Source organism: Mediterraneibacter sp. 210702-DFI.3.120 (genome assembly GCF_020561005.1).
GTDB classification, from domain to species: Bacteria; Bacillota; Clostridia; order Lachnospirales; family Lachnospiraceae; genus Mediterraneibacter; species Mediterraneibacter faecis.
Genome location: NZ_JAJCNG010000034.1, coordinates 1 through 24,984, shown reverse-complemented (window position 1 = coordinate 24,984; position 24,984 = coordinate 1). Strand labels below are relative to the sequence as shown.

30 protein-coding genes, 1 tRNA gene and 1 other annotated feature are annotated in these 24,984 nt (G+C 40.9%); of the genes, 4 read left to right on the top strand and 27 right to left on the bottom strand.

The window, feature by feature from the left end:
* Positions 1–234 precede the first annotated feature (234 nt).
* The 6 genes from rplT to LI162_RS14160 form a co-directional block, all read right to left on the bottom strand.
* Positions 235–591, bottom strand: a complete 357-nt coding sequence (gene rplT, locus LI162_RS14185) for a 50S ribosomal protein L20 (protein WP_015529026.1) — start codon at positions 589–591, stop codon at positions 235–237.
* A gap of 33 nt (positions 592–624) precedes the next feature.
* Positions 625–822 carry a 50S ribosomal protein L35 gene (gene rpmI, locus LI162_RS14180; RefSeq protein WP_015529025.1) on the bottom strand — a complete coding sequence of 66 codons (198 nt, stop codon included), beginning with the start codon at positions 820–822 and terminating at the stop codon, positions 625–627.
* 58 nt (positions 823–880) lie between these two features.
* Positions 881–1,375 carry a translation initiation factor IF-3 gene (infC, locus tag LI162_RS14175; protein WP_020435606.1) on the bottom strand — a complete coding sequence of 165 codons (495 nt, stop codon included), beginning with the start codon at positions 1,373–1,375 and terminating at the stop codon, positions 881–883.
* Positions 1,376–1,658: 283 nt separating this feature from the next.
* Positions 1,659–2,522, bottom strand: a complete 864-nt coding sequence (locus LI162_RS14170) for a DegV family protein (protein ID WP_020435923.1) — start codon at positions 2,520–2,522, stop codon at positions 1,659–1,661.
* Positions 2,523–2,668: 146 nt separating this feature from the next.
* A complete protein-coding gene (locus tag LI162_RS14165; protein WP_227156833.1) occupies positions 2,669–4,036 on the bottom strand; it encodes a spore germination protein in 1,368 nt (455 codons plus the stop codon).
* A 91-nt stretch (positions 4,037–4,127) separates the two neighbouring features.
* Positions 4,128–4,646 (bottom strand): deoxyuridine 5'-triphosphate nucleotidohydrolase, encoded by a 519-nt coding sequence (locus LI162_RS14160; protein ID WP_020435921.1) that lies wholly within the window; start codon positions 4,644–4,646, stop codon positions 4,128–4,130.
* A 357-nt stretch (positions 4,647–5,003) separates the two neighbouring features.
* On the opposite strand from LI162_RS14160, the gene LI162_RS14155 reads away from it, so the two are divergent.
* Together LI162_RS14155 and LI162_RS14150 are read left to right on the top strand one after the other, a co-directional pair.
* A complete protein-coding gene (locus LI162_RS14155) occupies positions 5,004–5,246 on the top strand; it encodes a hypothetical protein (RefSeq protein ID WP_015529020.1) in 243 nt (80 codons plus the stop codon).
* Complete coding sequence (locus LI162_RS14150) at positions 5,243–5,509, top strand: hypothetical protein (protein WP_227156832.1); 267 nt, start codon at positions 5,243–5,245, stop codon at positions 5,507–5,509. The genes LI162_RS14155 and LI162_RS14150 overlap by 4 nt, the downstream gene beginning before the upstream one ends.
* A 138-nt stretch (positions 5,510–5,647) precedes the next feature.
* Here the strand turns inward: LI162_RS14150 and metA are convergent, their stop codons facing one another.
* From metA to LI162_RS14130, 4 genes are all read right to left on the bottom strand, one after another.
* Positions 5,648–6,568: a homoserine O-acetyltransferase MetA gene (gene metA, locus LI162_RS14145; protein ID WP_227156831.1), complete on the bottom strand. Its 921-nt coding sequence runs from the start codon at positions 6,566–6,568 to the stop codon at positions 5,648–5,650.
* Complete coding sequence (locus LI162_RS14140) at positions 6,546–7,949, bottom strand: AI-2E family transporter (protein WP_015529017.1); 1,404 nt, start codon at positions 7,947–7,949, stop codon at positions 6,546–6,548. The genes metA and LI162_RS14140 overlap by 23 nt, the downstream gene beginning before the upstream one ends.
* Before the next feature lie 151 nt (positions 7,950–8,100).
* Positions 8,101–8,430 carry a DUF1540 domain-containing protein gene (locus tag LI162_RS14135; protein ID WP_055145808.1) on the bottom strand — a complete coding sequence of 110 codons (330 nt, stop codon included), beginning with the start codon at positions 8,428–8,430 and terminating at the stop codon, positions 8,101–8,103.
* Between the two features lie 128 nt (positions 8,431–8,558).
* The gene (locus tag LI162_RS14130; RefSeq protein ID WP_015529015.1) at positions 8,559–9,074 is read right to left on the bottom strand and encodes an SEC-C metal-binding domain-containing protein; all 516 of its coding nucleotides are present in this window, start codon (positions 9,072–9,074) and stop codon (positions 8,559–8,561) included.
* A gap of 134 nt (positions 9,075–9,208) precedes the next feature.
* Between LI162_RS14130 and LI162_RS14125 the strand changes: the two genes are divergently transcribed.
* Positions 9,209–9,430, top strand: a complete 222-nt coding sequence (locus LI162_RS14125) for a hypothetical protein (RefSeq protein WP_227156830.1) — start codon at positions 9,209–9,211, stop codon at positions 9,428–9,430.
* Here LI162_RS14125 and LI162_RS14120 read toward each other — a convergent pair.
* Both LI162_RS14120 and LI162_RS14115 read right to left on the bottom strand, forming a co-directional pair.
* Positions 9,421–9,576 (bottom strand): hypothetical protein, encoded by a 156-nt coding sequence (locus LI162_RS14120; protein ID WP_227156829.1) that lies wholly within the window; start codon positions 9,574–9,576, stop codon positions 9,421–9,423. The two genes, LI162_RS14125 and LI162_RS14120, sit on opposite strands and share 10 nt — an antisense overlap.
* Before the next feature lie 225 nt (positions 9,577–9,801).
* Complete coding sequence (locus LI162_RS14115) at positions 9,802–11,082, bottom strand: adenylosuccinate synthase (protein WP_055156177.1); 1,281 nt, start codon at positions 11,080–11,082, stop codon at positions 9,802–9,804.
* A 253-nt stretch (positions 11,083–11,335) separates the two neighbouring features.
* Between LI162_RS14115 and LI162_RS14110 the strand changes: the two genes are divergently transcribed.
* Entirely contained in the window at positions 11,336–11,668 is a 333-nt protein-coding gene (locus tag LI162_RS14110) for a hypothetical protein (RefSeq protein ID WP_054751107.1), read from the top strand.
* A gap of 93 nt (positions 11,669–11,761) precedes the next feature.
* On the opposite strand, the gene pdxR is transcribed toward LI162_RS14110, so the two are convergent.
* The 15 genes from pdxR to LI162_RS14035 all read right to left on the bottom strand — a co-directional run bounded on the left by pdxR (position 11,762) and on the right by LI162_RS14035 (position 24,729).
* On the bottom strand, positions 11,762–13,165 hold the full coding sequence (pdxR, locus tag LI162_RS14105; protein WP_015529011.1) for a MocR-like pyridoxine biosynthesis transcription factor PdxR: 1,404 nt from the start codon (positions 13,163–13,165) through the stop codon (positions 11,762–11,764).
* Between the two features lie 84 nt (positions 13,166–13,249).
* Positions 13,250–14,920 (bottom strand): glutamine--tRNA ligase/YqeY domain fusion protein, encoded by a 1,671-nt coding sequence (locus LI162_RS14100; protein ID WP_015529010.1) that lies wholly within the window; start codon positions 14,918–14,920, stop codon positions 13,250–13,252.
* 165 nt (positions 14,921–15,085) lie between these two features.
* Positions 15,086–15,835: an NUDIX domain-containing protein gene (locus LI162_RS14095; protein ID WP_227156828.1), complete on the bottom strand. Its 750-nt coding sequence runs from the start codon at positions 15,833–15,835 to the stop codon at positions 15,086–15,088.
* Between the two features lie 24 nt (positions 15,836–15,859).
* Positions 15,860–16,216 (bottom strand): hypothetical protein, encoded by a 357-nt coding sequence (locus LI162_RS14090; RefSeq protein ID WP_020436980.1) that lies wholly within the window; start codon positions 16,214–16,216, stop codon positions 15,860–15,862.
* Positions 16,217–16,473: 257 nt separating this feature from the next.
* A tRNA-Thr gene (locus LI162_RS14085) sits at positions 16,474–16,546 on the bottom strand.
* A gap of 59 nt (positions 16,547–16,605) precedes the next feature.
* Complete coding sequence (gene dtd, locus LI162_RS14080) at positions 16,606–17,052, bottom strand: D-aminoacyl-tRNA deacylase (RefSeq protein ID WP_015528964.1); 447 nt, start codon at positions 17,050–17,052, stop codon at positions 16,606–16,608.
* Positions 17,053–17,056: 4 nt separating this feature from the next.
* Positions 17,057–17,899 (bottom strand): CPBP family intramembrane glutamic endopeptidase, encoded by an 843-nt coding sequence (locus tag LI162_RS14075; RefSeq protein WP_227156827.1) that lies wholly within the window; start codon positions 17,897–17,899, stop codon positions 17,057–17,059.
* Positions 17,900–17,912: 13 nt separating this feature from the next.
* Entirely contained in the window at positions 17,913–18,524 is a 612-nt protein-coding gene (locus tag LI162_RS14070; RefSeq protein ID WP_227156826.1) for a sigma-70 family RNA polymerase sigma factor, read from the bottom strand.
* 45 nt (positions 18,525–18,569) lie between these two features.
* On the bottom strand, positions 18,570–19,334 hold the full coding sequence (rlmB, locus tag LI162_RS14065) for a 23S rRNA (guanosine(2251)-2'-O)-methyltransferase RlmB (RefSeq protein WP_015528961.1): 765 nt from the start codon (positions 19,332–19,334) through the stop codon (positions 18,570–18,572).
* On the bottom strand, positions 19,321–19,797 hold the full coding sequence (locus LI162_RS14060; protein WP_015528960.1) for a Mini-ribonuclease 3: 477 nt from the start codon (positions 19,795–19,797) through the stop codon (positions 19,321–19,323). Before LI162_RS14060 ends, rlmB begins: the two co-directional genes overlap by 14 nt.
* Complete coding sequence (gene cysS, locus LI162_RS14055) at positions 19,782–21,188, bottom strand: cysteine--tRNA ligase (RefSeq protein ID WP_015528959.1); 1,407 nt, start codon at positions 21,186–21,188, stop codon at positions 19,782–19,784. The genes LI162_RS14060 and cysS overlap by 16 nt, the downstream gene beginning before the upstream one ends.
* Complete coding sequence (gene epsC, locus LI162_RS14050; RefSeq protein ID WP_015528958.1) at positions 21,175–21,870, bottom strand: serine O-acetyltransferase EpsC; 696 nt, start codon at positions 21,868–21,870, stop codon at positions 21,175–21,177. Before epsC ends, cysS begins: the two co-directional genes overlap by 14 nt.
* 80 nt (positions 21,871–21,950) lie before the next feature.
* Positions 21,951–22,172: a binding site (T-box leader), on the bottom strand.
* Between the two features lie 109 nt (positions 22,173–22,281).
* Positions 22,282–23,472, bottom strand: coding sequence for a GNAT family N-acetyltransferase (locus LI162_RS14045; protein ID WP_227156825.1), 1,191 nt, complete (start codon positions 23,470–23,472; stop codon positions 22,282–22,284).
* 1 nt (position 23,473) lies between these two features.
* Positions 23,474–24,013, bottom strand: coding sequence for a 2-C-methyl-D-erythritol 2,4-cyclodiphosphate synthase (gene ispF, locus LI162_RS14040; RefSeq protein WP_015528957.1), 540 nt, complete (start codon positions 24,011–24,013; stop codon positions 23,474–23,476).
* Positions 24,014–24,015: 2 nt separating this feature from the next.
* A complete protein-coding gene (locus LI162_RS14035; RefSeq protein WP_227156824.1) occupies positions 24,016–24,729 on the bottom strand; it encodes a hypothetical protein in 714 nt (237 codons plus the stop codon).
* Positions 24,730–24,984: the final 255 nt, after the last annotated feature.

The following is a 24,984-nucleotide window of genomic DNA, read 5'->3' as shown; positions in this document are numbered from 1 at the left end:
CATTGATCACAAGATCCTTAGTCTTGCTCGTCTGCCAGTTCCGACACTTCCGCATATCATCATTTTACCGTGGTCATCTGCGTTACCGCCTTGCCACAACGACTATAATACACGTTGCGGCATTAAATGTCAACAGTTTTTTTAATTTTTTTAAAAATTTATTTTTTATATACAATTAATACAATAAGAAAACCCGGTCTTCCGAAGAAAACCGGGCGAAAATACAAGCTCAAATTAAGCAAGTTTCTCTTTTGCTACTGCTGCGAGTGCTGCGAATCCTTCTCTGTCGCTTACTGCAAGCTCTGCAAGCATCTTTCTGTTCATGTCAACGTTAGCCAGTTTAAGACCATACATGAATTTGCTGTAAGAAAGTCCATTCATTCTTGCAGCTGCGTTAATACGAGCGATCCAAAGCTGTCTCATCTGACGCTTACGCTGTTTTCTTCCTGCGTAAGAAGATGTGAGTGCTCTCATTACAGACTGTTTTGCAACTCTGTACTGTTTGGAACGAGCTCCTCTGTATCCTTTAGCCAGTTTCAGTGTTCTGTTATGTTTCTTCTTAGCGTTCATTCCGCCTTTGATTCTTGCCATTTCCTAATCTCCTCCTTAATCTACTTCCAAATCTTACAGATATGGTAAAACCTTCTTCATGTTCTTTACATTTGTTGCATCTGTAATAGTTGCCTGTCTCAGATTTCTCTTTCTCTTTGTAGACTTCTTTGTTAAGATATGGCTCTTGTAAGCTTTATTTCTTTTCAGCTTTCCTGTACCTGTTACTTTGAAGCGCTTTGCTGCCGCTCTATTTGTTTTAATTTTTGGCATGATAATTTCCTCCTTTATTGTGCTGCCTTACAGGATCTTCATCCCGGATCATATTGTCTTAACGTTTTTCAGCTAAAACCATACTCATATTTCTGCCTTCCAGTTTTGCTGCCTTTTCTACTGTAGCAACATCTTCCAGCTGCTTTGCAAAATCATCAAGGATATGCTTGCTCTGCTGTACGTGAGCCATCTCACGACCTCTGAAACGCAGTGTCACCTTAACCTTATTTCCCTTGGAAATGAACTTCTTAGCATTGTTCACTTTGGTATTCAGGTCATTCGTATCAATATTCGGTGATAAACGCACTTCTTTGATTTCAACAGTTTTCTGTTTCTTCTTGGCTTCTTTCTCTTTACGAGTCTGCTCGTATTTGTACTTGCCATAGTCAATGATCTTACATACCGGTGGCTTTGCTCCCGGTGCAATCTTCACCAGATCAAGCTCTGCTTCCTGTGCAAGCTTCATTGCATCTCTGGATGACATGATGCCTAACTGTTCCCCATCCGCGCTGATCAATCTTACTTCTTTATCTCTGATCTGCTCGTTAATCATTAAATCGCTAATTGTCGTATACCTCCGTCAAATGAATTTCCTTTAGGTTCTTACGCGAAAACACAAAAAAACGAGTGAATATCATATCCACCCGACAAATGTAATAACTCCAACAGGAGCTCCTTATTATCGATATCGGACCATCAGTCACTCAATTGTGCTGCGGTGAGAGTGGATACTCTACTTTGTTTTTTGCTTAACGCAACATCTAATCTACCATATCCACTCTTTCCTGTCAACACTTTAAATGCATTTTCTTTTGTTTTTTTATTTTCTTCGAAATTTATCTTTCATTTCCCATGCAGAATACGGCAACAACACCCGGTCCTGTATGACTTCCGATCACTGTTCCGATATTATTGATCAGAATATTCTCTATTCCCATCTTCTCTCTGACACGTCCGGCAACATACTCTGCATCTTTCAGGCAATCTCCGTGCGTGATCATTATGATCTCATTCTCCCAGCCTTTCGACTGTTCTACTGCCATATCAACAATTTTATTCAGAGACTTCTTGCGGCCTCGTTCTTTCGCAATCACCTGAAGTTTTCCATTGTTATCCATATGTATGATCGGTTTCACTTGCACGAGTGTCCCCAAAACTGCTGCCGCTTTGGAAATACGTCCGCCTCTCTGCAGATGATTCAGATCATCCACCGTAACATTATGGCAAACGTGAAGCTTGTTCTCTTCTGCCCACTTTGCGATCTCATCAATCGTCTTGCCTTCTTCTTTCAACTTAAGAGCATAGTACAAAAGCAAGCCCTCTCCCAGGCAGGCGCAAAGTGTATCGATCACGATAATCTTGGCTTCCGGATAATCCTCCGCCAGTTCTTCCGCCGCGATTCGCATACTATTGCATGTTCCGCTTAATCCGGAAGAGAATCCAAGATGAAGTACATCTTTTCCTTCCTTCACAAACGGTTCAAGCATCTCGCGTGCTTCCTCCGGATTAATCTGAGAAGTCACAGACATATGGCCTTCTCTTAATTTCTGAAAGAACTCTTTTGCTGTCAATCCTGACATATCTGTGTAAGTTTCTCCATCAATCGTATATTTCAACGGAAGAACCGGAACATGTCTCTCTTCCAGCCATTCCTTCGGTAAGTCTACAGTACTGTTCACGGTAATAATGAACTCTCTCATGTCAATAACCTCCTGCTCTCTTTCTTCCGGAAACCACCACTACATTCCATATAGCAGACATGTATTTTCCGGATAAGCAATATTTTCTATATCATACCATCTTTTATAATAAAGAGCAAAGATATATTAACAAAATTAAGATTTTGTCAGTTAATTTTTACATTTAGATAATTTCTTCCTGAAAGTGTTTTATTAAACACGAGGAAACATAATACCAAAATACATCCCGCAACAAATCCATACAGATTAAACACTGCAGTCAGTACAAGAAGCATCAGTCTCATAAATTTTAATGCATATCCAAGTTCGAAATTCGGCTGTGTATAATTTGCCACTGCCACAAATGCCATATATAGCATTACTTCTGAATTGAACCAACCGGATTCTACCGAAAATTCTCCCATCACAATACCGGCGATCACACTCAGTGGAGTACTGAGCATCGTTGGCGTATTCATCGCAGCCAGCCGTAAACCATCAATTGACAGTTCAAGCAGAAGAAACTGCCAGATCAATGGAAGATTGATCTGATCACGCACCATTACAAATGAAAAAACGTCCGGTAGCCACTGCGGATTCTGCATATATAATAGATACAATGGTGTAAAAAACACCGTTGCGATTGTGATCAGGGTTCTGGAAATCTTCAGATACATTCCGGTCAACGTCGGAAAATAATAATCATTTGCCTCTTCTATCATATCCAGAACAGACGTTGGAAGTATCATTGCCGACGGCGAGTTATCCACCAGAATCACAACCTTTCCTTCCAAAAGACAGGCTGCTGCCGTATCCGGTCTCTCTGTAAATTTAAACTTCGGGAAAGGATTGAACCATTTTCTCTTGAAAAGTGCTTCTGCAAGACTCTGCTGATTCATTCTCAGGTCATCTACCTCAAGTTTCTCAATCCTTGATTTTATATTGTTTAAAAGTTCTTCATCTACACGGTCTGACATATAACAGACTGCTATGTCCGTTCTGGAACTCTGACCTGCTTCTGTCATTTCCATAATCAGATGTGGATCTCTGATCCTTCTACGCATCAGTGCCGTATTAAATACAATTGTCTCTACAAAACCATCTCTGGAACCGCGAAGCGATTTATCTTTATCCGGCTCGTCTACACCGCGGGCAGGATAACTTCTGCAGTCCATACACAGTGCCGCATCATAGCCATCTACAAAAAACACCGCTGTACCGGAGAGCACATTTCTCAGAATATCATCAAAACATTTCAACACATCCACTTCTACATAAGGAATCTTCTGTTTCGAAAAAGTTTCCGCATCCTGTGGGAGATCTTCTGCTGTAATAGAAAGAAAAGAATCCATAATCTTTAACATTGCTTCATCTTTTATAAATCCATCAATGTAGTAGAATACCGATTCTTTTCCACCGATCTCCATCTCCCGGCGGATAATGTCAAAGCTTTTCTCCACCGGAAGGGTCTGATCCATATATTGAATATTTTCTTTAAAAGAACAACCGACTTCTTTTTTAATCTTTCTGATCATAAAACCTAACCCTCTTTTTTCTGCCTCTTATTTGCATTGGCTTCACTGAGTTTAGGTTTCCCTTTTTCTTATAAATTATTCTGTCAGCCTTTTATTTCTTTTTTGTTGTACTTCCAAATCCACCATTTCTTACTTCTGTCACGTCATCATCTAATGTAATTCCGTACTGTACAAAGATTCCCTGCATGAATCCATCTCCTGCTTCTACTTCTACGGTTTTTCCTTCATTAGAATCATTTGTGATCTTTGCAAAGATCTGTCCTTCATTGTCGGAATAATAATAATCGCTGTCGATAATTCCTACTGTATTATTCAGCTGCAGTCTGTACTTGAATCCCAGACCACTTCTCGGATAGCACTTCAGTACCCAGTCCTGTTCCATCCACACACGGACTCCCGTTGGAATCTTGACGGTTTCTCCCGGTTTCAGTGTGATTTTCACCGGTGCAAAAAAGTCATATCCTGCACTTCCGGCTGTCGCTCTTCCCGGCAGTTTTAAAGACTCGTAGATTGCTTCCATCTCTTTTTCTTCCGCTGTCTCAAATGTGTCTTTCCACCCTTCAAAGAACTTTTCTTTACTCACTTTTTCAAATCTTGCAATTCGATTCATCTCTGTTAATAACCTCCAATTTATTTTCACATTTTGTAACTGTTCAGAGCCAAGCAAAATTTCAAAAAAGAGGTAAAATGCTTGCATTTTTAAAACTGTTTTTGAAATTTTATTTGGCGGATACGCCACACCTTCAAAATGCGTAGCATTTTGAAGGTTGGCTCTGAACAGTTACCACATTTTTATCTGTCTTCTTGTCCCGTATGCAGGAAGTTTATTCTTTCCTGCCCGCAAGCACTGTAATTCATTATTATAAAATACTTGAAAGTAAAAAACAAGTTGGTGAAATAATTCTCTTGAGATATTCTGTGTTTAGAGTATAATAGATTCTATAGACACGAAACAGAAGGTGAGAGTATGCGAACAATGGACTTTACTACAGAACAGCCAGATTGCTGCTCTGTCGGTGATTATTTGGAGATTGTCGAACATGAGCTTCCCACTTCCTATTGGTATATGCTCGAGCATGCCTACGGCGCAAGCACGAATTTCAAGAACCGGGAACGCTTGAAGGCCCGCAAAGGCAAAGTCATTAAGATCTGGAAGGACGACAGATTCAACTATATCACCCTGGAATTTGATGAAGAGGATGTGAAATGATGTACAACAAAGATGATGTTATATATATTCTTGAGAATAACACAACAATCCGTAAAGGAAAGATTGCACGCAAGCAGGGGGAGAACTATATCATTCAGCTGATCGGCTCCTGCGGCGCACTGACAATGCCGGAAGATCAGCTATTTGAATCTGAAGAAGCTGCTGAAAAGAGCAGACAGCAGATTAAGCTGAACAGCGCGGATGTACAGAATGATTTCATATCTGTAAAACCGGATCCTTTCGACAACTGGATTGGGCGATAGGAATTGGTTTCAGAGTTGTTGAGAATATTCGTAATCGGCAACAAGATATAGAAAAAGCACTTTCGGAAGAACAGTATCTTCCGAAGGTGCTTTTTTGTTTTTTCTTATCGTTATACGAAAACGCTCTAATCCAAACCTTTAGAACGGTGTTCCATACAGATCATAAGGTGTCACCTGATATACGTAATAATTCAACCAGTTCGTATACAGGTTATTGCAATGTGCTCTCCAGGTCAGCATTGGTTTCTTCTCTGGATCGTCGTTCGGATAATAATTCTCCGGAATCTGTGGATTCAATCCTTTCCCCAGATCTCTCTTATACTCTGAATCCAGTGTCATTCTATCGTACTCCGGATGTCCCATTACAAAGATCTGACGTCCATCCTGCGCCATGCAAAGATAAACTCCTGCTTCTTCCGAATCTGCGAGGATTGTGATTCGGTCATCTTTTTCCAATAGATCTTGCGGAACTTCTGTATGTCTGGAATGTGGTGCAAGGAATTTATCATCAAATCCTCTGACAATCGGAATCTTTCTGTTCCTTACGTGGTGCCAGAACAAACCTGAACGTTTTCCCGGAAGTTGTACCTTATCAATTCCATAATGATAATAAATACCAGCCTGTGCTCCCCAGCAAAGATGAAGTGTAGACACAACATTTGTCTTTGTCCACTCCATAATACGTTTCAGTTCTTCCCAATAATCTACATCTTCAAACGGCATCTGTTCTACAGGTGCGCCCGTGATAATAAATCCATCAAACCTTTTATCCTTGATATCATCAAAAGCTTCATAGAACTTATAAATGTGACTTGTTGATGTATTCTTTGACACATGACTTGTCACTCTTACAAAAGTAACATCCACCTGCAGCGGAGAGTTTGAAAGTGCTCTCAGAATCTGAAGCTCTGTATCTTCCTTAAGTGGCATCAGATTCAGAAGTCCGATACTGATCGGACGGATATCCTGATGTGCCGCACGCATCTCATCCATCACGAAGATGTTCTCTTGTTCCAATATTTCTTTTACCGGCAAATCATTTTGTACTCGAATCGGCATTGTCCTTATCTCCCTTTTCTTCTTGTATTTCTTTTATCTCTTCCTGTTTTTCTTTCTGTATATAAATTCCTTCGGAATCTACATATCCGTTCTTCCCATAGCACTCTGTATCTGTTGGAAGTTCTTTTTTCTTCAGGATAGAATTAACCAGCATATTTACAATATAATAAATCACCGCAAATGTCGGTACACCAAAAAGCATTCCCGGAATACCAAACAATCCCCCTGCGATCAGGATTGAGAAAACAACCCAGAACGAGGAAAGTCCTGTCGAATTTCCTAAAATCTTTGGTCCCAGCACATTTCCATCAAACTGCTGCAATGCAATAACAAAAATGATAAAATAGAGCCCTTTCAATGGATCTGCAAGCAGAATCAGAATTGCACTCGGAATTGCTCCGATATACGGTCCAAAGAATGGAATTACATTTGTCACTCCTACGATCACGCTGACCAGCATTGTATATGGCATATTCAGAATTGATAATCCTATAAAACAGATTACTCCGATAATCAGAGAATCAATAATCTTTCCGATAATAAATCCACCGAAGATCTCATTACTTTTTCCGCCAATCTGAAGAATCATATTGGCCTGTCCCGGACGAAATACAGCGTAGATCAGCTTCTTTGTCTGTTTCTGGAACTTCTCTTTGCTAAACAAAACATAAATAGAGACAATGATTCCAATAATAAAATTAAAGACTTCACGAACCATCTGAATCATTCCCACAGTAAGCTGTGTCATCCACAGATTCACTTTCTCCATCAAATCTGTCTTCATCCAGTTCTGAACAAAATCACTTGCTTCTTCAACTATGCTCGCCAACATCTTTCCAACTGTTGAATCAGAAGAATGCATCTTACTGAATTCATGGATAAACCGGTTCATCTGACTCGGCACAGTGAAAATCATGTCGCGGATACTTCCATATAACTCCGGAATCATCATATTGAGAAGTGTAATAATCAATGCCAACATTAAGATGACAGATACGAAGATTCCAACTCCTCTTGATATCTGTTTTTTCTTCTTTAATTTGGGACAATGTTTCTCCAAAAGCGGAATCATCCGACGGTCTATCCACTTCACAATCGGATTCAGCAAATATGCAATTGCCAGTCCATAAATAATAGGTTTTGCCACTGTTAAAAACTGCTTAAATACAGATGAAATCTGTCCCAATCTCAAAAGTGCAAAATAAAATAAGATACATGTCGCAACTACGAAGAACAACGTCATACTTTTTATGGCCTGTTCTTTGAAGCTATACCTTCTTTTTTCATGTTCTTCCCGCGAATTGTGTCTATAACTTTGATCTGTATGAGTCTTTGACGCCTCTTTCGCTGTCGTATGCTCATCCTGTCGATATTCACTCATGTACGATCATTTCCTTTCTTCTGTTAAATATACATATTACGATTATAACGCGGTTACAACAATAGAGTCAACAGTAGAAAAAAGAGATTCAGAAGATCCCCTCTTCCAAATCTCTTTCTATTTATCACGATTTTATACTTTTATCTGATACTCAATTACAGCAACAATCAAATGTTGCACATTCTGTCCCACTGCTGTGGCAGGCGTCACCGCCTTCTACACTGATTTTCCCTGCGTGACATTTGCACTCTTCATTGTATCTGCAATCTTTCGCCTGGCAGTCAACATCTGAGCAATCTGAAACAGACTTCATCGAATCCGTCTTATTGCTATAACTTCCCTCTCTTCTTTCTTCAAAGCTATCGCAACAGGTCTCCTTCGCATCCTTCGCACTGTTTCCTCCCACCTGGATCTTATCCAGTTCGCAAAGATACTGATAATTGTGTACACATGTCTGTACGGTACAGCTTAATTCTGGCATACTGATTTCCTCCTCTTAATCTTATTAGAACAATATCAGTATGTCCCTTTCTTTTAAATATATACACTTATATCCAAAAACACAAAACGGTATGTATCTCTCAATACATATCGCCAGTAATCTGATTCTTATGCGTTCTTTCCACAGCAGAATTTATATTTCTTTCCACTTCCGCACGGACATGGATCATTTCTTCCGATTTTTTTCGCTTTGCGAACTGTACCGGACTGTTTCTGCTCACGATACAGACGTTTCTTTGTCTCTGCATCAAAGATCTTATCCCACTGTGGGAGTCCATACAGCCAGTCAGCTTTTGCATCGATCATGTTCTTGTAAAGAAGTTCTTTATCAAATGCAAGACTTACAACTGTATCTTCTTCCATTGTCTCGATCGGGTTTGCTGTCTTCAGACTGTCATTGATTCCGTCAAGGAATCCAACCATTGTCATGACATCCTGTCCATATTTCTCAGCAAGCTCTTTCACTGTTCCCTTCACTTCTTCATCCGGGTTCTCGAGCAGCTGCTCGTAAATCTCTCTTTCGATTGTAAAGTATGTTCCCCAGAACTTCTCCAGCTGATCTTTCGGAAGATTACGGTCATAGGCCATATCACGCCACTGGTCTAATAAACATTTCTCACTCATTGTATATTGCTCCTTTATCTTTAAACTTCGAATTCAATCGCCCTTCTATTATATAACATATTTTATTTGCCGTAAACAATTATTTGATATATACTGTTACTATTACTATATTGGCGTATGAAAGGACTGGTCACATGAAAAAACTGAAACGTATTTCTGCACTATTAGGGGTTTTTATTCTTATCGCAATGTATTTGTGCACACTGATTTTTGCACTGATTGATTCACCTGTTGCTTCTGATTTTCTCAAAGCATCTATCGCTGCAACCATTTTCGTTCCTGTTATTCTCTATGGACTGCTGCTGGTCACACGACTGTTGAAAGATGATTCAAAAGACAATTCTGATCATAAATAAAATACTGCAGTCAGTAATGCACTGACAGAATCAACTCCCCGGGCGACATGCGAAGCTGTTTCCCGGGTTTTTACTGCCTGTCTCCTCTTCAGATATTCTTCCATGGATAAATTTTCTCTGCCTTTTCCATTGCTGTTCTGTTCCATCGAATTCCTCCTTCTTTTTTCTCAGCTATATATTATATGAGGAACTTTCTGATTTATTACTATCTTTTTGTTTTCCGTGCAGATTCCACGCGGAGCAACAACTACATTGTACGCCGCAGTGCGCATTCCTAGCGGAGCGTTTTTATATATTAGGAAAGAACTTTCCTAATATATAAAAAATACAGGACGGTAAGCTTTCACTTCCTGTCCTGTATTTCTGTTTCATTATTTATTACGATAAATAATATCGTCTCTTCCTGGTCCGTTACTGATCATTGTGATCGGATACTCGATCTCTTTCTCGATGAATTCAATGTATTTACGGCAGTTTTCCGGAAGATCTTCGTAGTTTTTGATTCCACGAATGTCTTCTTTCCATCCCGGAAGAACTTTGTAAACCGGTTTTGCCTTCTCAAGAAGATGTGTTACCGGGAATTCTGTAGTAACCTCTCCGTTGATCTCATAACCAACACATACCGGAATCTCATCCAGATATCCAAGTACATCGAGTACTGTAAATGCTACATCTGTTGCTCCCTGCATTCTGCAGCCATATTTGGATGCAACACAGTCAAACCATCCCATTCTTCTTGGACGTCCTGTTGTAGCGCCGAACTCTCCGCCGTCACCACCACGTCTTCTAAGCTCGTCTGCTTCCTCTCCAAAGATCTCGCTTACGAAAGCTCCGGCTCCTACTGCACTTGAGTATGCTTTACATACTGTAACGATCTGCTTGATCTCGTATGGTGGGATTCCTGCTCCGATTGCACCGTATCCTGCAAGTGTTGAGGAAGATGTAACCATTGGATAAATTCCGTGATCCGGATCTTTCATGGATCCTAACTGTCCTTCAAGAAGAACTGTCTTTCCTTCTTTGATTGCCTCGTGAAGGTAAAGAGATACATTAGCTACAAACGGCTCTACCATTTTCTTATATTCCATCAGTTCGTTATATAACTCATCAGGATTAATCAGTGGTTTGTGGTATAAATGCTCAAGCAGTACATTCTTCTGCTCTGCCACGCGCACAACCTTCTCCTTCAAAAGTTCATCATCAAACAGCTCACTAACCTGAAAACCGATCTTTGCATACTTATCTGAATAGAACGGAGCAATTCCTGACTTTGTGGAACCGAAAGATTTTCCTCCGAGTCTCTCTTCTTCATATGCGTCAAAATTCTTGTGATAAGACATTACCATCTGTGCTCTGTCGGATACAAGAATCTTCGGCATAGGAACACCTTTTTCTACTATAGACTGTACCTCTGCGAAAAGACGCGGCACATCCAGTGCGACACCATTACCAATGATGCTGGTCGTATGTCCATAGAACACACCTGATGGCAGTGTATGCAGCGCAAATTTTCCGTAATCATTCACAATTGTATGGCCTGCATTCGCACCACCCTGAAAACGAACGATGATATCTGCCTCTCTGGCGAGCATGTCTGTGATCTTACCTTTTCCTTCATCGCCCCAGTTTGCACCAACTACTGCTTTTACCATTTCAAACCCTCCTGCGTATGTTTGCTTGTAAATAATATTAATCAGCGGTACTTATAACCATTACCGCCTTAAGAATTATACTATACTTTTGCAGGGTTGTAAAACGTTATTTCGCATTTTTTTATTTAAATGTCAGAAATATTGTATTTCTGCGATAAAAGTATTACAATGGAAAGTAAATCAGGCGGTTTTCCCCTGAGAGCAAACTGTTTATCAGTATCAAATTTAGTTTAATAGAAGGGAGACTATAGAATTGAAAAAATTAATCAAATGGATAGTTGGACTTGGCACTGTTGGTACTGCAATCGGACTTCTTGCTGTTCGTCTGATCAAAAAATCAAAGAGTACATCCTCTGATATAAAAGCAGATAGCACCGATAGCAATAAAGAAGAAACGGATTCCGATACATTTGATCTGGATCAGGATCTTGAACCAACACAGGAAAGATCTTATGTATCTTTGCAGGCAGCCCGACCAGATGATTTAACTGAAAAATCTGATGTTGACAGCGCTGACTCTTCTGAAGCAGAAACACAACCAGCAGTTTCTGATGAATCAGATGATACGATTGCTGAAAACGAATAATAAAAAAGAAAGCGGATGGTTCAATCTTACACTTAATAAAATTGAACGATCCGCTTCTCTTTTTTATTAAAATACAGCCTGTTTTTCTATCATCTATTTCCATGCCTTACAGAGTAGTTGAACTGCTGCACGGATTCTCTCCTCATTCATGTTTGCATAACCTAACAGAATCACCGCTTTTCCTGTACTGTCTTCATTATCTTTTACACAATACTCTGATAAGCCATAAACTCTGACACCTTGTTTCGCCGCTTTTTCAATCAAATCCTTTTCGGAATCATCCGTTTTAAAATGCAGCAACAGGTGAACACCTGCATTTTCTCCGGAAATTTCCAGAATCTCTTTCATCTTCCGAAGGCTGCTGATCAGAACATCATGCCTGTTCTTATATAATGCGCGTGTTTTATTCAGATGTCGCTCATAATAGCCTTCTTCCATAAATTTCTGAAGAATCATCTGATCCACCTTGGAAACAGTAGAACTGATGAATCTGCATTTTTCCTGATAAATTTTCAAAATATGTTCCGGAAGCACCATATAGCTCATTCGAATAGACGGTGCCAGTGATTTAGAAAAGGTACCTGTATAAATCACTTTCCCATTGCTATCACTTCCCTGCAGTGCCGGAATCGGCTTTCCTTTATATCGAAATTCACTGTCGTAATCATCTTCAATAATATATCTGCCTTCTGCCCCATCTGCCCATTTCAAAAGTTCCATTCTTCTTTGTATCGGCATAACACATCCAAGTGGATACTGATGAGACGGCATGACAAATGCAATATCCGCCCCTGATTTCTCTAATTCATCAATCCGCATCCCGCTTTGATCCATATCAACAGTACAGACTTTATAGCTTAATCGTTCAAACAAACGATAGGCCTGTCCATAGGTTGGGTTTTCCAGCGCAACTTTATGACAATTTCCAATCACTGTCGTTAAAAGCATAAGCAGATAATCACTTCCTGCTCCAATAATGATCTGATCCGGATGACAGTGTATTCCTCTTGCCTGATGCAAATAACTGCTGATTACATTCCGAAGCCCATATTCCCCTTGAGGATTCCCTAATCGGAACATCTCTGCCTTATCATCTATCAGACATTCTTTGGATAATTTTCTCCAGACATTATACGGAAAGCTGTTGAGATCCACACCATTCGGAGTGAAATCATACGCGTATTCTGTCACTCCTGAAGAAATCGGTTCAACTTTGATCTCCGGTCTCTTCTGAAGCTGATATATGCCTTCGATCTTTGCGACAAAATATCCTTTGCATGGGATTGCCTCCACATACCCTTCCGACAGGAGCTGTTCATATGCAAGTTCTACTGTACTCCTGCTCACTACCAGATGCTTACTCAATGCTCTTGTAGATGGAAGCCGCTCTCCACTCTGTATTACGTTATTCTGAATCTCTTCCTTGATAAATTCATAAATCTGTTCGTACAGCGGAGTTTTTGATTTTGGATTCAAACTCATTGTCAATTCATACATTCTTGTTCTCCCCCCTGCATCACACCTATAACTATGAAAAACTGCCGTGAACAATTTCTCATTGTGATCACGGCAGTCCGTTTTTTATTTCTTCGGCAGTTTGAAAGAACTCTTCAGAGAAACAATACGGTTAAATACCAGATTCTCCGGTGTAGAATCCTTTGCATCGATACAGAAAAATCCATTTCTTACAAACTGGAAGCTATCATAAGCTTTCGCATCTGCAAAGCTTGGCTCCACATAAGCATCTTTGATAATCTTCAGAGAATTTGGATTCAGGTTCAGAGAACCATCCTCTTTATTGTATACACCCTTCTCTTCATCTACAAGGTTCTCATACAGTCTTACTTCTGCTTTCTGTGCATATGGTGCCGGAACCCAATGAATTGTTCCTTTCACCTTACGTCCTGTAAATCCACTTCCAGCCTTTGTCTCAGGATCATAAGTACAGTGAACTTCTGTCACGTTACCATTCTCATCCTTTACAAAGCTTTCACATTTCACAAAATATGCGTGCATCAGACGAACTTCATTCCCTGGGAACAAGCGGAAATATTTCTTTGGCGGTTCTTCCATGAAGTCGTCTCTCTCGATGTAAAGTTCACGACAGAACGGAACTTTACGCTGTCCGAGTTCTTCGTTCTCCAGATTATTCGCAACATCCAGATATTCAACTTCTCCTTCCGGATAGTTGTCGATCACAAGCTTGATTGGATCAAGCACAGCCATCATACGGGAACGCTTCATCTTCAGATCTTCACGGATACAGTACTCAAGCATCGCATAATCAACAGAGCTCTGGCTCTTGGAAATACCACACATATCAATAAACATCTTGATTGACTCCGGTGTAAATCCTCTTCTTCTGAGCGCTGCGATAGAAACCAGTCTTGGATCATCCCATCCATCAACAATCTTATCTTCTACGAGCTTCTTAATATAACGCTTTCCTGTTACAACATTCGTAAGATACAGTTTTGCGAACTCAATCTGACGCGGTGGGTTCTCGAATTCACATTCTCTCACAACCCAGTCATAAAGCGGTCTGTGATCTTCAAACTCAAGTGTACAGATGGAATGTGTGATTCCCTCGATTGCATCCTCGATCGGATGAGCGAAATCATACATCGGATAAATACACCACTTATCACCGGTATTGTGATGTGTCATGCGGGCAACACGATAAATGATCGGGTCACGCATATTGATATTCGGTGATGCCATATCAATCTTTGCACGAAGCACTTTCTCTCCGTCTGCATACTTTCCGGCACGCATATTCTCAAAAAGCTCAAGGTTCTCCTCTACAGAACGATTTCTATATGGACTTTCTTTTCCTGGTTCTGTAAGTGTTCCTCTATATTCACGCATCTGTTCTGCTGTAAGATCACAGACGAATGCTTTTCCTTTCTTAATCAGCTTCACAGCGCACTCATACATCTGATCAAAATAATCGGATGCAAAATAAAGATGATCCTTCCAATCAGCGCCCAGCCACTTAATATCCTCTTTGATAGACTCAACAAATTCTGTCTTCTCCTTTGTCGGGTTCGTATCATCAAATCTCATATGGAATTCACCATTATACTTCTCTGCCAGTCCATAGTTCAAAAGGATAGACTTCGCATGACCAATATGAAGGTATCCATTTGGCTCCGGTGGGAAACGGGTGCATACATGATCGTAAACTCCTTCTGCCAGATCCTTATCTATCTCCTGTTCAATAAAATTCTTTGAAACTGTTTCGTTCTCCATATCTTCCTCCTACTAACCATAAGTACCATCCGGATGATCTGTCACATTCCTTCGGAAGTGTGATTTATCCTACAGGTTTTCATGCTCAATATCTTATCACATAAAAAGAACAACCACAAGAGATTCTTTTCGTCTCCCCTTACAGTTGTCCTTTTAAGTCACTGTTCACTTTCGTGTCAATCGCTCTGCTGATTGACACGGAAAATGCATGTTTTGCCCTGAATGCAGCCTGCCTTTTAACAATTCATAAGCCTGTGCCAGAATAGCTGCATGATCCACTGCAATTCCTCCACCTTCTTTTACAACATAGTATTTTTCTCTGACCAATCCTGTCCGCTCCTTTTTCAGGATAACCGCATTTCTCTTCTGATCCTGATTTTGAATTGTCAGATGATATTCCGTCTTTTTCCATCCATCTTCTTCATATGCTGTCTCCGGTTCCATCTCTATCTCAAACCATGCTGCATCTGCCGCATCATCTCCGGCCTCTACACTTACATCCGACTCCTTTACGATAGAAAGATACGCACTTGTAATAATCCTTGCTCTTGGATCTCTCTGATAATCTCCATAACAGGCAAACTGTTCCACCGGAAGTCCGCTGACTCCGGTCTCTTCCTGCAGTTCCCGTCTTGCTGTATCCTCCAGATTCTCCCGCAAATTTACAAATCCTCCCGGAAGAGCCCAACAGCCAATACTGGGATGATTTCCTCTCTTAACCAAAAGCACCTTTAATCGTCCTTCTTTCAGTGCCTGTTCATCTTTATAAGAGAAAACAACTGTGTCTGTTGTACAGCACGGATTTTTATATCGATATGGATCATATTCTTCCAGAAATTCTTCCAGTGTCTGTCCTTTCCCATTCCGTTCTCCTGTCCCGTAAAATGGTGTGATGTCTTCTAAAAATGATGCCATATCAATCTCTCCTTTTCACTTCATTCAAAACACTCCCAACATACTCACCGGTTCAAAAAACCGACCGATTTCCGTCAAAAGATTCGCAAAATAAACACAAGTTCCTGCTTCTGCCTCCGGATGTGTTCCTTGAAAATCATAACACTGTACTCCCACAAGCGGTGCATGTGCTTTCTCCCAATCCCGTTCCAGAATCTCATGAATCTGTTCTTCATCTTCTTCGCCGACCCGAAGAAAAATCTCGATGTTCTGCCTCATCGCATCAAAAAAATGATAAAATTCCGGCAGATATTCTTCCATCTCCCATACAAACTCCGTAAACGTCTGTAACACATCTTTCAGTTCTTTTAATTCACTTGTTTCATAATTCTTTTCGCTCATACGGCTTCCCCTTATGCAGAACCCGTCACCTTGAACCACCACTTCAATCAAATCCAGTATAACATATTTCATGACAAGTGAAAGAATTCTCAACAAGGAATTGCATTTTTTCTTCAAACCCGTAAACCTATAGGAAAATCTGCAATGAGATTTCTTTTGGAATCTATGAAGATTTGAAGATCTGCAACGCGAATCTGCTGAAATAAGAAAAACCCCGGAAACACCGCATTCACGGGCGATTCCGGGGAAAAGTTCAAAGCTGTCTAGGGGACTTGAACCCCCGACCTCCGCCTTACCAAGGCGACGCGCTACCGACTGCGCCAAGACAGCTTATTGCGTTCCAGCAGAACGCAAAATTAAATATACACTACTTGAGTTTGATTGTCAAGTTAAAGCTGATCTGAATCCAGCAAAATGGTAAATGGCCCGTCATTGAGCAGCTGAACCTTCATATCAGCTCCAAACTCTCCGGTCTGTACTTCATCCACTGATTCCCTGCATTTTTCAATGATATATTCATACATCTCATTCGCCATATCCGGTTTTCCTGCTTCAATAAAGCTTGGTCTGTTTCCTCTCTTACAGTTTGCATATAACGTAAACTGTGAAACCAGAAGAAGACCTCCGTCCACATCAGCAAGCGAAAGGTTTGTTTTTCCCTGTTCATCTTCAAAAATACGAAGTCCGATCATTTTTCGTATCATTTTGTCTGCAATCTCTTTTGTGTCTGTATCTGCTACTCCAATCAGAACAAGATACCCTTTTCCAATCTTTCCTGATATCTCACCATCAATCGTTACAGATGCCTCTGTTACTCTTTGTATTACAAATCTCATCTTCTCAAACCTCTGTTTTTTTATTATTTGTTGTCAGACAAATCAACGTCACAGCACTCACTGTCATCGGAATACTGATCAGGATAATCATTCCCATTACTATTGCCGGAAGGAATCTGCTCTCAAGATCTACGATCAGCGTTCCCATCAGATTATAGAACATGTGCATCAGCATGGATGCCGCCAGGGTGTTATAGCGATGCGCCACAAATCCAAGTGCAAACCCCAAAAGTGCCGCATAAATTCCCTGTACGAGATTTTGATGGAACACTCCAAACAGAACCGCCTGTACAACATTCGCCAGGATCCAATGCATTCCGGCACATTCAAGATATTTCTGGATCAAACCCCGGAAAATCATTTCTTCCACAAGAGGTGGAAGAATCAATGTACTGAAAACCCACATCAGCGAATATTCTGTCAGACCGGAATTTTCTATCAGATTCTGATAATTATCCATCGCATCCGGAAGTGACCGTGCTACAATTGCCAGTATAATACTGGTCACGTGTATCATGCCAAAAGTAAACAGCGCGATTAAAACGCATCCGTCCCATCCGACTCTTCTGCATTTGCCTGGGATTGCACGGATTCCTCCTTCACGCAGCTGAAAAGCAAGATAATACCATAAAGCAGGAATAGGCAGAACCATAAGGTACAAAATTGCCGATACCAGATTCAAATGACTCATCAGGAACTCATAAACCACCATTGTTCCATTGTTTCCCATAACCAGAGGCCCGCCAATTGCGGCCAGATAAGAAATGATGCATCCGAATTTGTTAAAGCAGATCATGATCACCAGAAAGACTGCAAGTGCCAAAAGGTAATTGTATTTTTTCTTCATCCGTATTTCTCCTTTACGGCAGAATCTTTTGTGCTTTTGTCTTGATCCTCTGAAGTGCATTATCCACTGACTTCGGACTCTTTCCAAGTAATTCCGCAATCGTCCGATAATCCGTTCCCATCAAGTGCAGATAAAGAACATGATTTTCTAATGGACTGAGCAATTCTTTGAGCTGCTCCGCAAAAGCTTCTGTATATTCTTTTCCAAAATAAAGAACTTCCGGATCATTCTCCTTCGATGATTCTATCGTGTCAATCAAAGGAAGACTTCTCCCCTCTCCTACCTGTTCACTGTCTTCATATAACGAAACATAAGAATTCAAAGGCAGATGCTTTTTTCGATTTGATGCCTCAATTGCCGAGTACATCTGTCTGGAGACACAAAGTTCTGCAAAACTTGAAAATGATGTTTTCTGCTTTACATCAAAATCCCGCACTGCTTTGATCAGACCGATCATTCCTTCCTGGATCAGATCCTCGTTCTCTCCACCCAACAGATACATTGCACGCGCTTTCTTCCTTACCATGGATTTATATTTCACCATCAGGTAATCCATAATCTCCTGATTTCCATTTTTGTAATCACATAAAAGCTGCTCATCTGTCATTCTGTCATACTTACTCATCCGATTATCACCTGTTATCACTCTTTTTTCGAGCAATACTCATATTTATTTCTGCGAAATCCTCTGTCTTACGATCTCATAAGCAAGAACACCTGCTGCCACAGATGCATTCAGAGAATTAATCTGACCTTTCATTGGAATTCCTGCAACGAAATCACAGTTTTCTTTCACAAGGCGGCCAACGCCCTCACCTTCATTTCCGATCACAAGACCGATCGGTCCTGTCAGGTTCAGGTCATACATCTGCTCGCCATCCATATCGGCACATACAAACCAGAGTCCTTTTTCCTTGAGTTCTTCCATTGTCTTCACAAGATTCGTCACCTTTGCGACCGGTGTATAATTCAAAGCTCCGGCAGATGTCTTCGCAACTGTCGCTGTCAGACCAACTGCTCTTCTCTTTGGAATAATGACTCCGTGTGCACCTGCAAGGTTCGCTGTACGAATGATCGCGCCAAGATTGTGCGGATCTTCAATATTGTCTAAAAGAATCAGAAACGGAGCTTCGCCTCTCTCTTCTGCCAGCTTAAGCATATCGTCGATCGTAGAATATTCATATGCTGCCGCATGTGCGATCACGCCCTGATGCTTCCCTGTCTCTGAGAGCTGGGAAAGTCTTTCTTTTGTCACAAAATTGATCAGAGATCCGTGTTTTTTTGCTTCACGTACAATTGTTCTTACCGGTCCGTCCTGGCATCCGTCAAGAACATAAATCTTGTCAATCGTACGTCCGGAACGAAATGCTTCCAGTACAGCATTTCTTCCTTCAATTACAAATGTCTCTGTTCCCTGTTCTCTATTTTCCTGCATGTTCTGCTCCTTTTTCCTTTATCTCTTTTTCAATGCTTTCAAGTCCGATACTTACAAGCTCTGTCAGTCGTTCATACTGACCTGTCAGATATAAATGTCCGATCAATGCCTCAAAACCTGTCGCTCTTCTGTAATCTGTAATTGACTGATTCTTTGCCGGAGACACAGATCGTGCATTTCTTCCTCTCCGGTAAACTCCATGTTCTTCCTCATTCAGATGCTCCTGCATGGAACGCATCATAAAGGACTGTGCTGATGCCTGCACATACTGGCTTGTCTCTTCATGGAGACGGTGGACCGGCCTGTTTCCACGGCCGACCACCATCGTCTTAATGATCAGATCATAAACACAGTCTCCCACATAAGCAAGAACCAGTGGGGAACACTGCTTTGCATCAATCTCTTTCATACCGGGAATTGTCCGGATATACTCTTCTAAACCTGCTGTTATGCTCTTTTCCATTGTACTCCTTCTCTTGTATCTTTCAGAACGATACCTTTCGCAAGAAGCTCATCTCTGATCTCATCTGCTCTTGCAAAGTTTTTCTCTTTTCTTGCTGCCTGACGCTCAGCGATCAATGCTTCAATGTCAGAATCAAGAATCTCATCTTCTTTATCAACAATAATTCCAAGTACTTCTGTCAGTCTTACCAGACGGTCAAACAGATTCTCAAGATACTCTTTGGAACTGTCTTCGTCTGTCATCGTATTAATGAATTTTACAAGATCAAATACTGCAGCGATCGCATCTGCTGTATTGAAGTCATCATCCATAGCGCTCTCAAAGTTTCCAACATATTCTGCTGACTTTGCAAACTTCTCTGCTTCTGTCTCTGCCATATCTTCTGTCTTCGCGCTTCCCATAAGGAATTTCAGACGATCAGCTGCTGTAATGATTCTCTCAAGTCCGCTCTTTGCTGCTTCCATCAATTCAGCACTGAAGTTCAGTGGACTTCTGTAATGTGCGCTTAACATGAAGAAACGAAGTACCTGAAGGTCATACTTCTCACTGATCTCGCGAACTGTGAAGAAATTTCCAAGAGACTTGGACATCTTACGGTTATCAATGTTCAGGAACCCGTTATGCATCCAGTATCTGGAGAACTCTTTTCCGTTCGCTGCTTCACTCTGTGCAATTTCATTTTCATGATGTGGAAAGATCAGGTCTTCCCCACCTGCATGAATATCGATCTGCTCACCAAGATATTTCTTGGACATCTCTGAGCACTCAATGTGCCATCCCGGACGTCCCTCACCCCATGGGGAAACCCATGCAGGCTCGCCTTCTTTTTTCGGTTTCCAGAGAACAAAATCCAGAGAATCTTCTTTCTCATCCTCACCGCTTACAAGAAGGGTACGTCCGCCTGACTGAAGATCGTCAAGGTTCTTATGGGATAATTTACCATAATCTTTGAACTTTCTTGTACGGTAATATACAGTTCCGTTCTTCTCGTATGCGTAGCCTTTCTCAATCAGTGTCTCAATCATGCTGATCATACCGTCAATCTCTTCTGTTGCAAGCGGATTCTTTGTTGCCGGCTCAATATTCATGCCATCCATATCTTTCTTGCACTCTGCAATATAACGCTGTGAGATTTCTTCTGCTGTAACGCCTTCTTCGTTTGCTTTCTTGATGATCTTGTCATCGACATCCGTAAAGTTAGATACATAATTCACATCATAATTCTTGTATTCAAAATATCTGCGGACAGTATCAAACACGATCATTGGTCTTGCATTTCCAATATGGATGTAATTATATACAGTCGGACCGCATACATACATCTTTACTTTTCCTTCCTCTAGAGGAACAAACTCTTCTTTTCTTTTTGACATTGTATTATAAATCTTCATCGTTCTTACTCTCCTTATTTTCTTTCTCCACACATCGCATATATTTTATCATAGATTCCAAACGTTTGTGAAGTTTTATATTCTCTTCCTGCAGTTCTCGAATATCTGTAAGTACCGGGTCCGGTAAATGTACCTGATCCATATCACTTCTTGGGACTTTCTTGTTGTCCATGCGAACGATTCGTCCCGGCACACCGACAACTGTACAATTCGGTGGAACCTCTTCAAGTACTACAGAACCAGCTCCGATCTTAGAATTTTCCCCGATTGTAAAAGAACCAAGGATCTTTGCGCCGGCGCTCACCATAACATTATCTTTCAACGTTGGATGACGTTTTCCCTGTTCTTTTCCGGTACCGCCAAGCGTAACCCCCTGATACAGTGTTACATTATCTCCGATGATCGTAGTTTCTCCGATGATCACACCTGTTCCATGATCGATAAAAAGTCCCTTTCCAATTGTTGCACCCGGATGGATCTCAATCCCTGTCTTACGCGCTGCTCTCTGAGAAATCCAGCGTGCCCAGAAATAATGCTTTTTCAGGTAAAGCTTATGCGCCACTCTGTAGCTTAAGATTACTTTAAAGCTTGGATACAAAAATACTTCCATGTTTGATTTGATCGCAGGATCTCGCTCTCGGATCACCTCTATCTCCTGTTTGACATAAGATATCATTCCCATATTTATCATTCCTTTCTTATTCAAGAATGCACTTAACACCCTAAACGGATTGTTTTGTATATCAAAAAACTTCGTCTCAATCTAGAGACGAAGTTCTATCCGCGGTTCCACTCTAATAAAAGAAGTTATACTTCTTTCACTTTCACGCACGTAACGTGTGCCTGACGTACCCTGCTACTCCATTCACAGGATCGACTCCCGGGGGCACTTCACAGTTTCTTCTCTCAAAGGTGCTTTCAGCCGGTGACACCTTCTCTCTACGAGTCCAAATCTCTGTTACTCTTCCCGTTCTTTGTCTTTCTCAATTCTATTACCAATATTTATTGTTTTCAACATCTCTATTATCTTATGCAAAAAATCATTTTTTGTCAACTATTATCTCTGCCGATCAACTGCATTTTAACATTTTATTCAGACAATCTCATTCAAAAATATTGGACAGAAGTTCTGAAGTTTCCTCAGTTCTTCCTCTAGTTCTTCTGTAAGAATTACGCTTTCCTCTGCACATATTTCTTCAGGAGTTTTGTATCCAAACAATATTTCCGTCAATGCTGCAATGGAAAGTACTCCCTGTGAATCTTCCGTTTCAGACACGCTCAGGCTTTCTTCTCCTTTTGAGCTACTGAGTTTCCAGATCCTGCTGTTCTTATGAAGAATCGGATCAATCACCGCAAAAGAGCAATGGATCTCACATTCTGACGGGATTTTCATTTTAGAAAATAGTTCCTGTAAATGAACGATCCTGATCATAATAAGCGGTTTTTCTTTATATGCAGACGTTTCATCATCTGGCCAGTCAGGTGCTTCCTTAAGCCCATAAACCGAAACCTTTTCTTCCGGTTCTCTAAGACCATCCACCGACGCCCAGAAGAGATCTCCTTTCCCTTCCAGATAAAGTGGTTCCCTGATCTCGAGCCCCTCTTCTTTCGCATATGCATAGATACAGACCAGCTTCTCTTCTTCAAAGACAAGCCGCATCCCGCCAAACTCGCTCTGTTGTTCGAGAATCTGTGTCTGATAATATTGTGCATTTCTTAAAGCAACAACATTCCAGCAATCCGAAAAATTCTCTTCAACAAATGCCGCCATCTTCCCTGCATCCATAAATCTTGCATCACGGTCTACAATCCGCTCTTGTGATATATTTCTATATTCATCATTTTTATATTCTTTTCTTGCAGAAAAAAATGCTTCATCAAGCTCGATTTGTTTCTGTTCATAAACAAATCGGAAATCATAAGGATAATAGATTGCTTCTGCCGCCGGCATCAGGAAGGTAAATGGCATCTTCTGTGAATACTGATCCTGTAATGCATGAATCAGAAGATTTCTCATATATCCTCTGCCTCTATATTCTGCCTGCGTGGCAACTCCCACGATATAATCCGATGGAACAACACTTTCCTGTAACTTTACCTGATAAGGGTTCAGCTGCAGCATCGCACGTATCTCATTGTCTTCCTCTGTTACATAAATCGTATTGTCTTTTGTCTTGATATAATAGTAATAATCAACAAATTCCTGACTGTCTTCTGAAAATACCTGTTCCCACAAGCTCCTGGTTTTCCCATGCTCTGATTGGTCCAGCTTTCGAATCTTCATCTTATTTTCCCGCACAGCATCCACCACATCCTGCAGGCTTCTCCATCACATCCACGCTACTGTAATTTGTAAATTTTTCAATCGCACAGATCGCCTGGGATGAGATTCCTTCGCCGCTTCCGGTAAAGCCAAGGCCCTCTTCTGTTGTAGCCTTTACATTGATCTGATCAACGTCAATTTTAAGCGCTTTCGCCATGTTTTCCCGCATCTGATCAATATGCGGACGCATCTTTGGACGCTGCGCAATGATCGTTGCATCAATATTCTCGATCACATAACCATTTTCTTCCAAAAGTCCGCCTACGTGCTCAAGCAGTTTTATACTGGATGCACCCTTATATTTCGGATCTGTATCCGGAAAATGAAGGCCAATGTCTCCAAGTGCTGCTGCTCCAAGCAGTGCATCCATTACGGCATGCAGCATAACGTCTGCATCTGAATGTCCTAAGAGACCTTTCTCGTAAGGAATCTCGACTCCACCCAGGATCAGTTTTCTTCCTTCAACTAACTTATGAACATCATATCCCATACCTACACGCATAATTATTTCTCCTCAAAATCATTTTCAGCATCTTCTGAAACAGGTTCTTCATTCAGTTCTGCAAAAATATCTACCACTCTTGTGTCTGTCAGTTCTTCCTGAACTGATGTTTCTTCAGTTGCTGTTTCTTCAGCTTTTATTTCTTCGTCCGGTGTTTCCTCTGATTCTGTTGTAGTCACCGGTTTTTCTACTGATTCTACTTTTTCTTCTGATACTGTTTTTTCCGCTGCTTCGTTTTCTGTTGAATCTGAATCTGCTGTTTTTTCTATAGCTTCAGCCTTGCTGTCTTGCATTGTTTTTTCCTCGAAATCCGCCTTAGACACTGCGTCTTCCAGCTTCTTCCTGTCTTCTTCTGAAAGCATTGTCGGCATTGTATTGTCTGATACTTTTTCGCCTTCTGATGCTTCTGTCGTTGTGCTCTCTGTTACCTGTGACATTTCCTTCGCCGCTGCCGCTTCTTCTGCTTTTCGTTTCTGCTCCGCTTTTCTCTTTGCTATCATCTTCGCAATCTGCTTTTTGATATCAATTTCAAACGTTTTGCAGATGGCATTCCCTGCATAAGCAACTCCAACCAGGATAAATACAACTGCCAGTACTGACATAAGTGTCATATTGCTAGGACGCTGCTGGATCATCTCACTTAAGATTCTGATACCCAGGTAGGTAAGATAACCTCCAAGTACTATTCTGAGCGCATATCCGCTTTTCTTATTCATCTTGTTTCCTCCGTATTTCTGTTATTGGCCACGTTTTAAAATATAAACGAAAGACAACAACTTTTTTCTATATCATTATCTGTTATATTACCACAAGTTGCTCCTTAATACTATTATTTCTTTGCTTGATATAAGCAGTAACCAGTAAATTTGCGTAAAAAAACTGCGTACTAATTTCTTAAGCACGCAGTCTTCGTTATAGTAGCGGGAACTGGATTTGAACCAGCGACACCACGGGTATGAACCGTGTGCTCT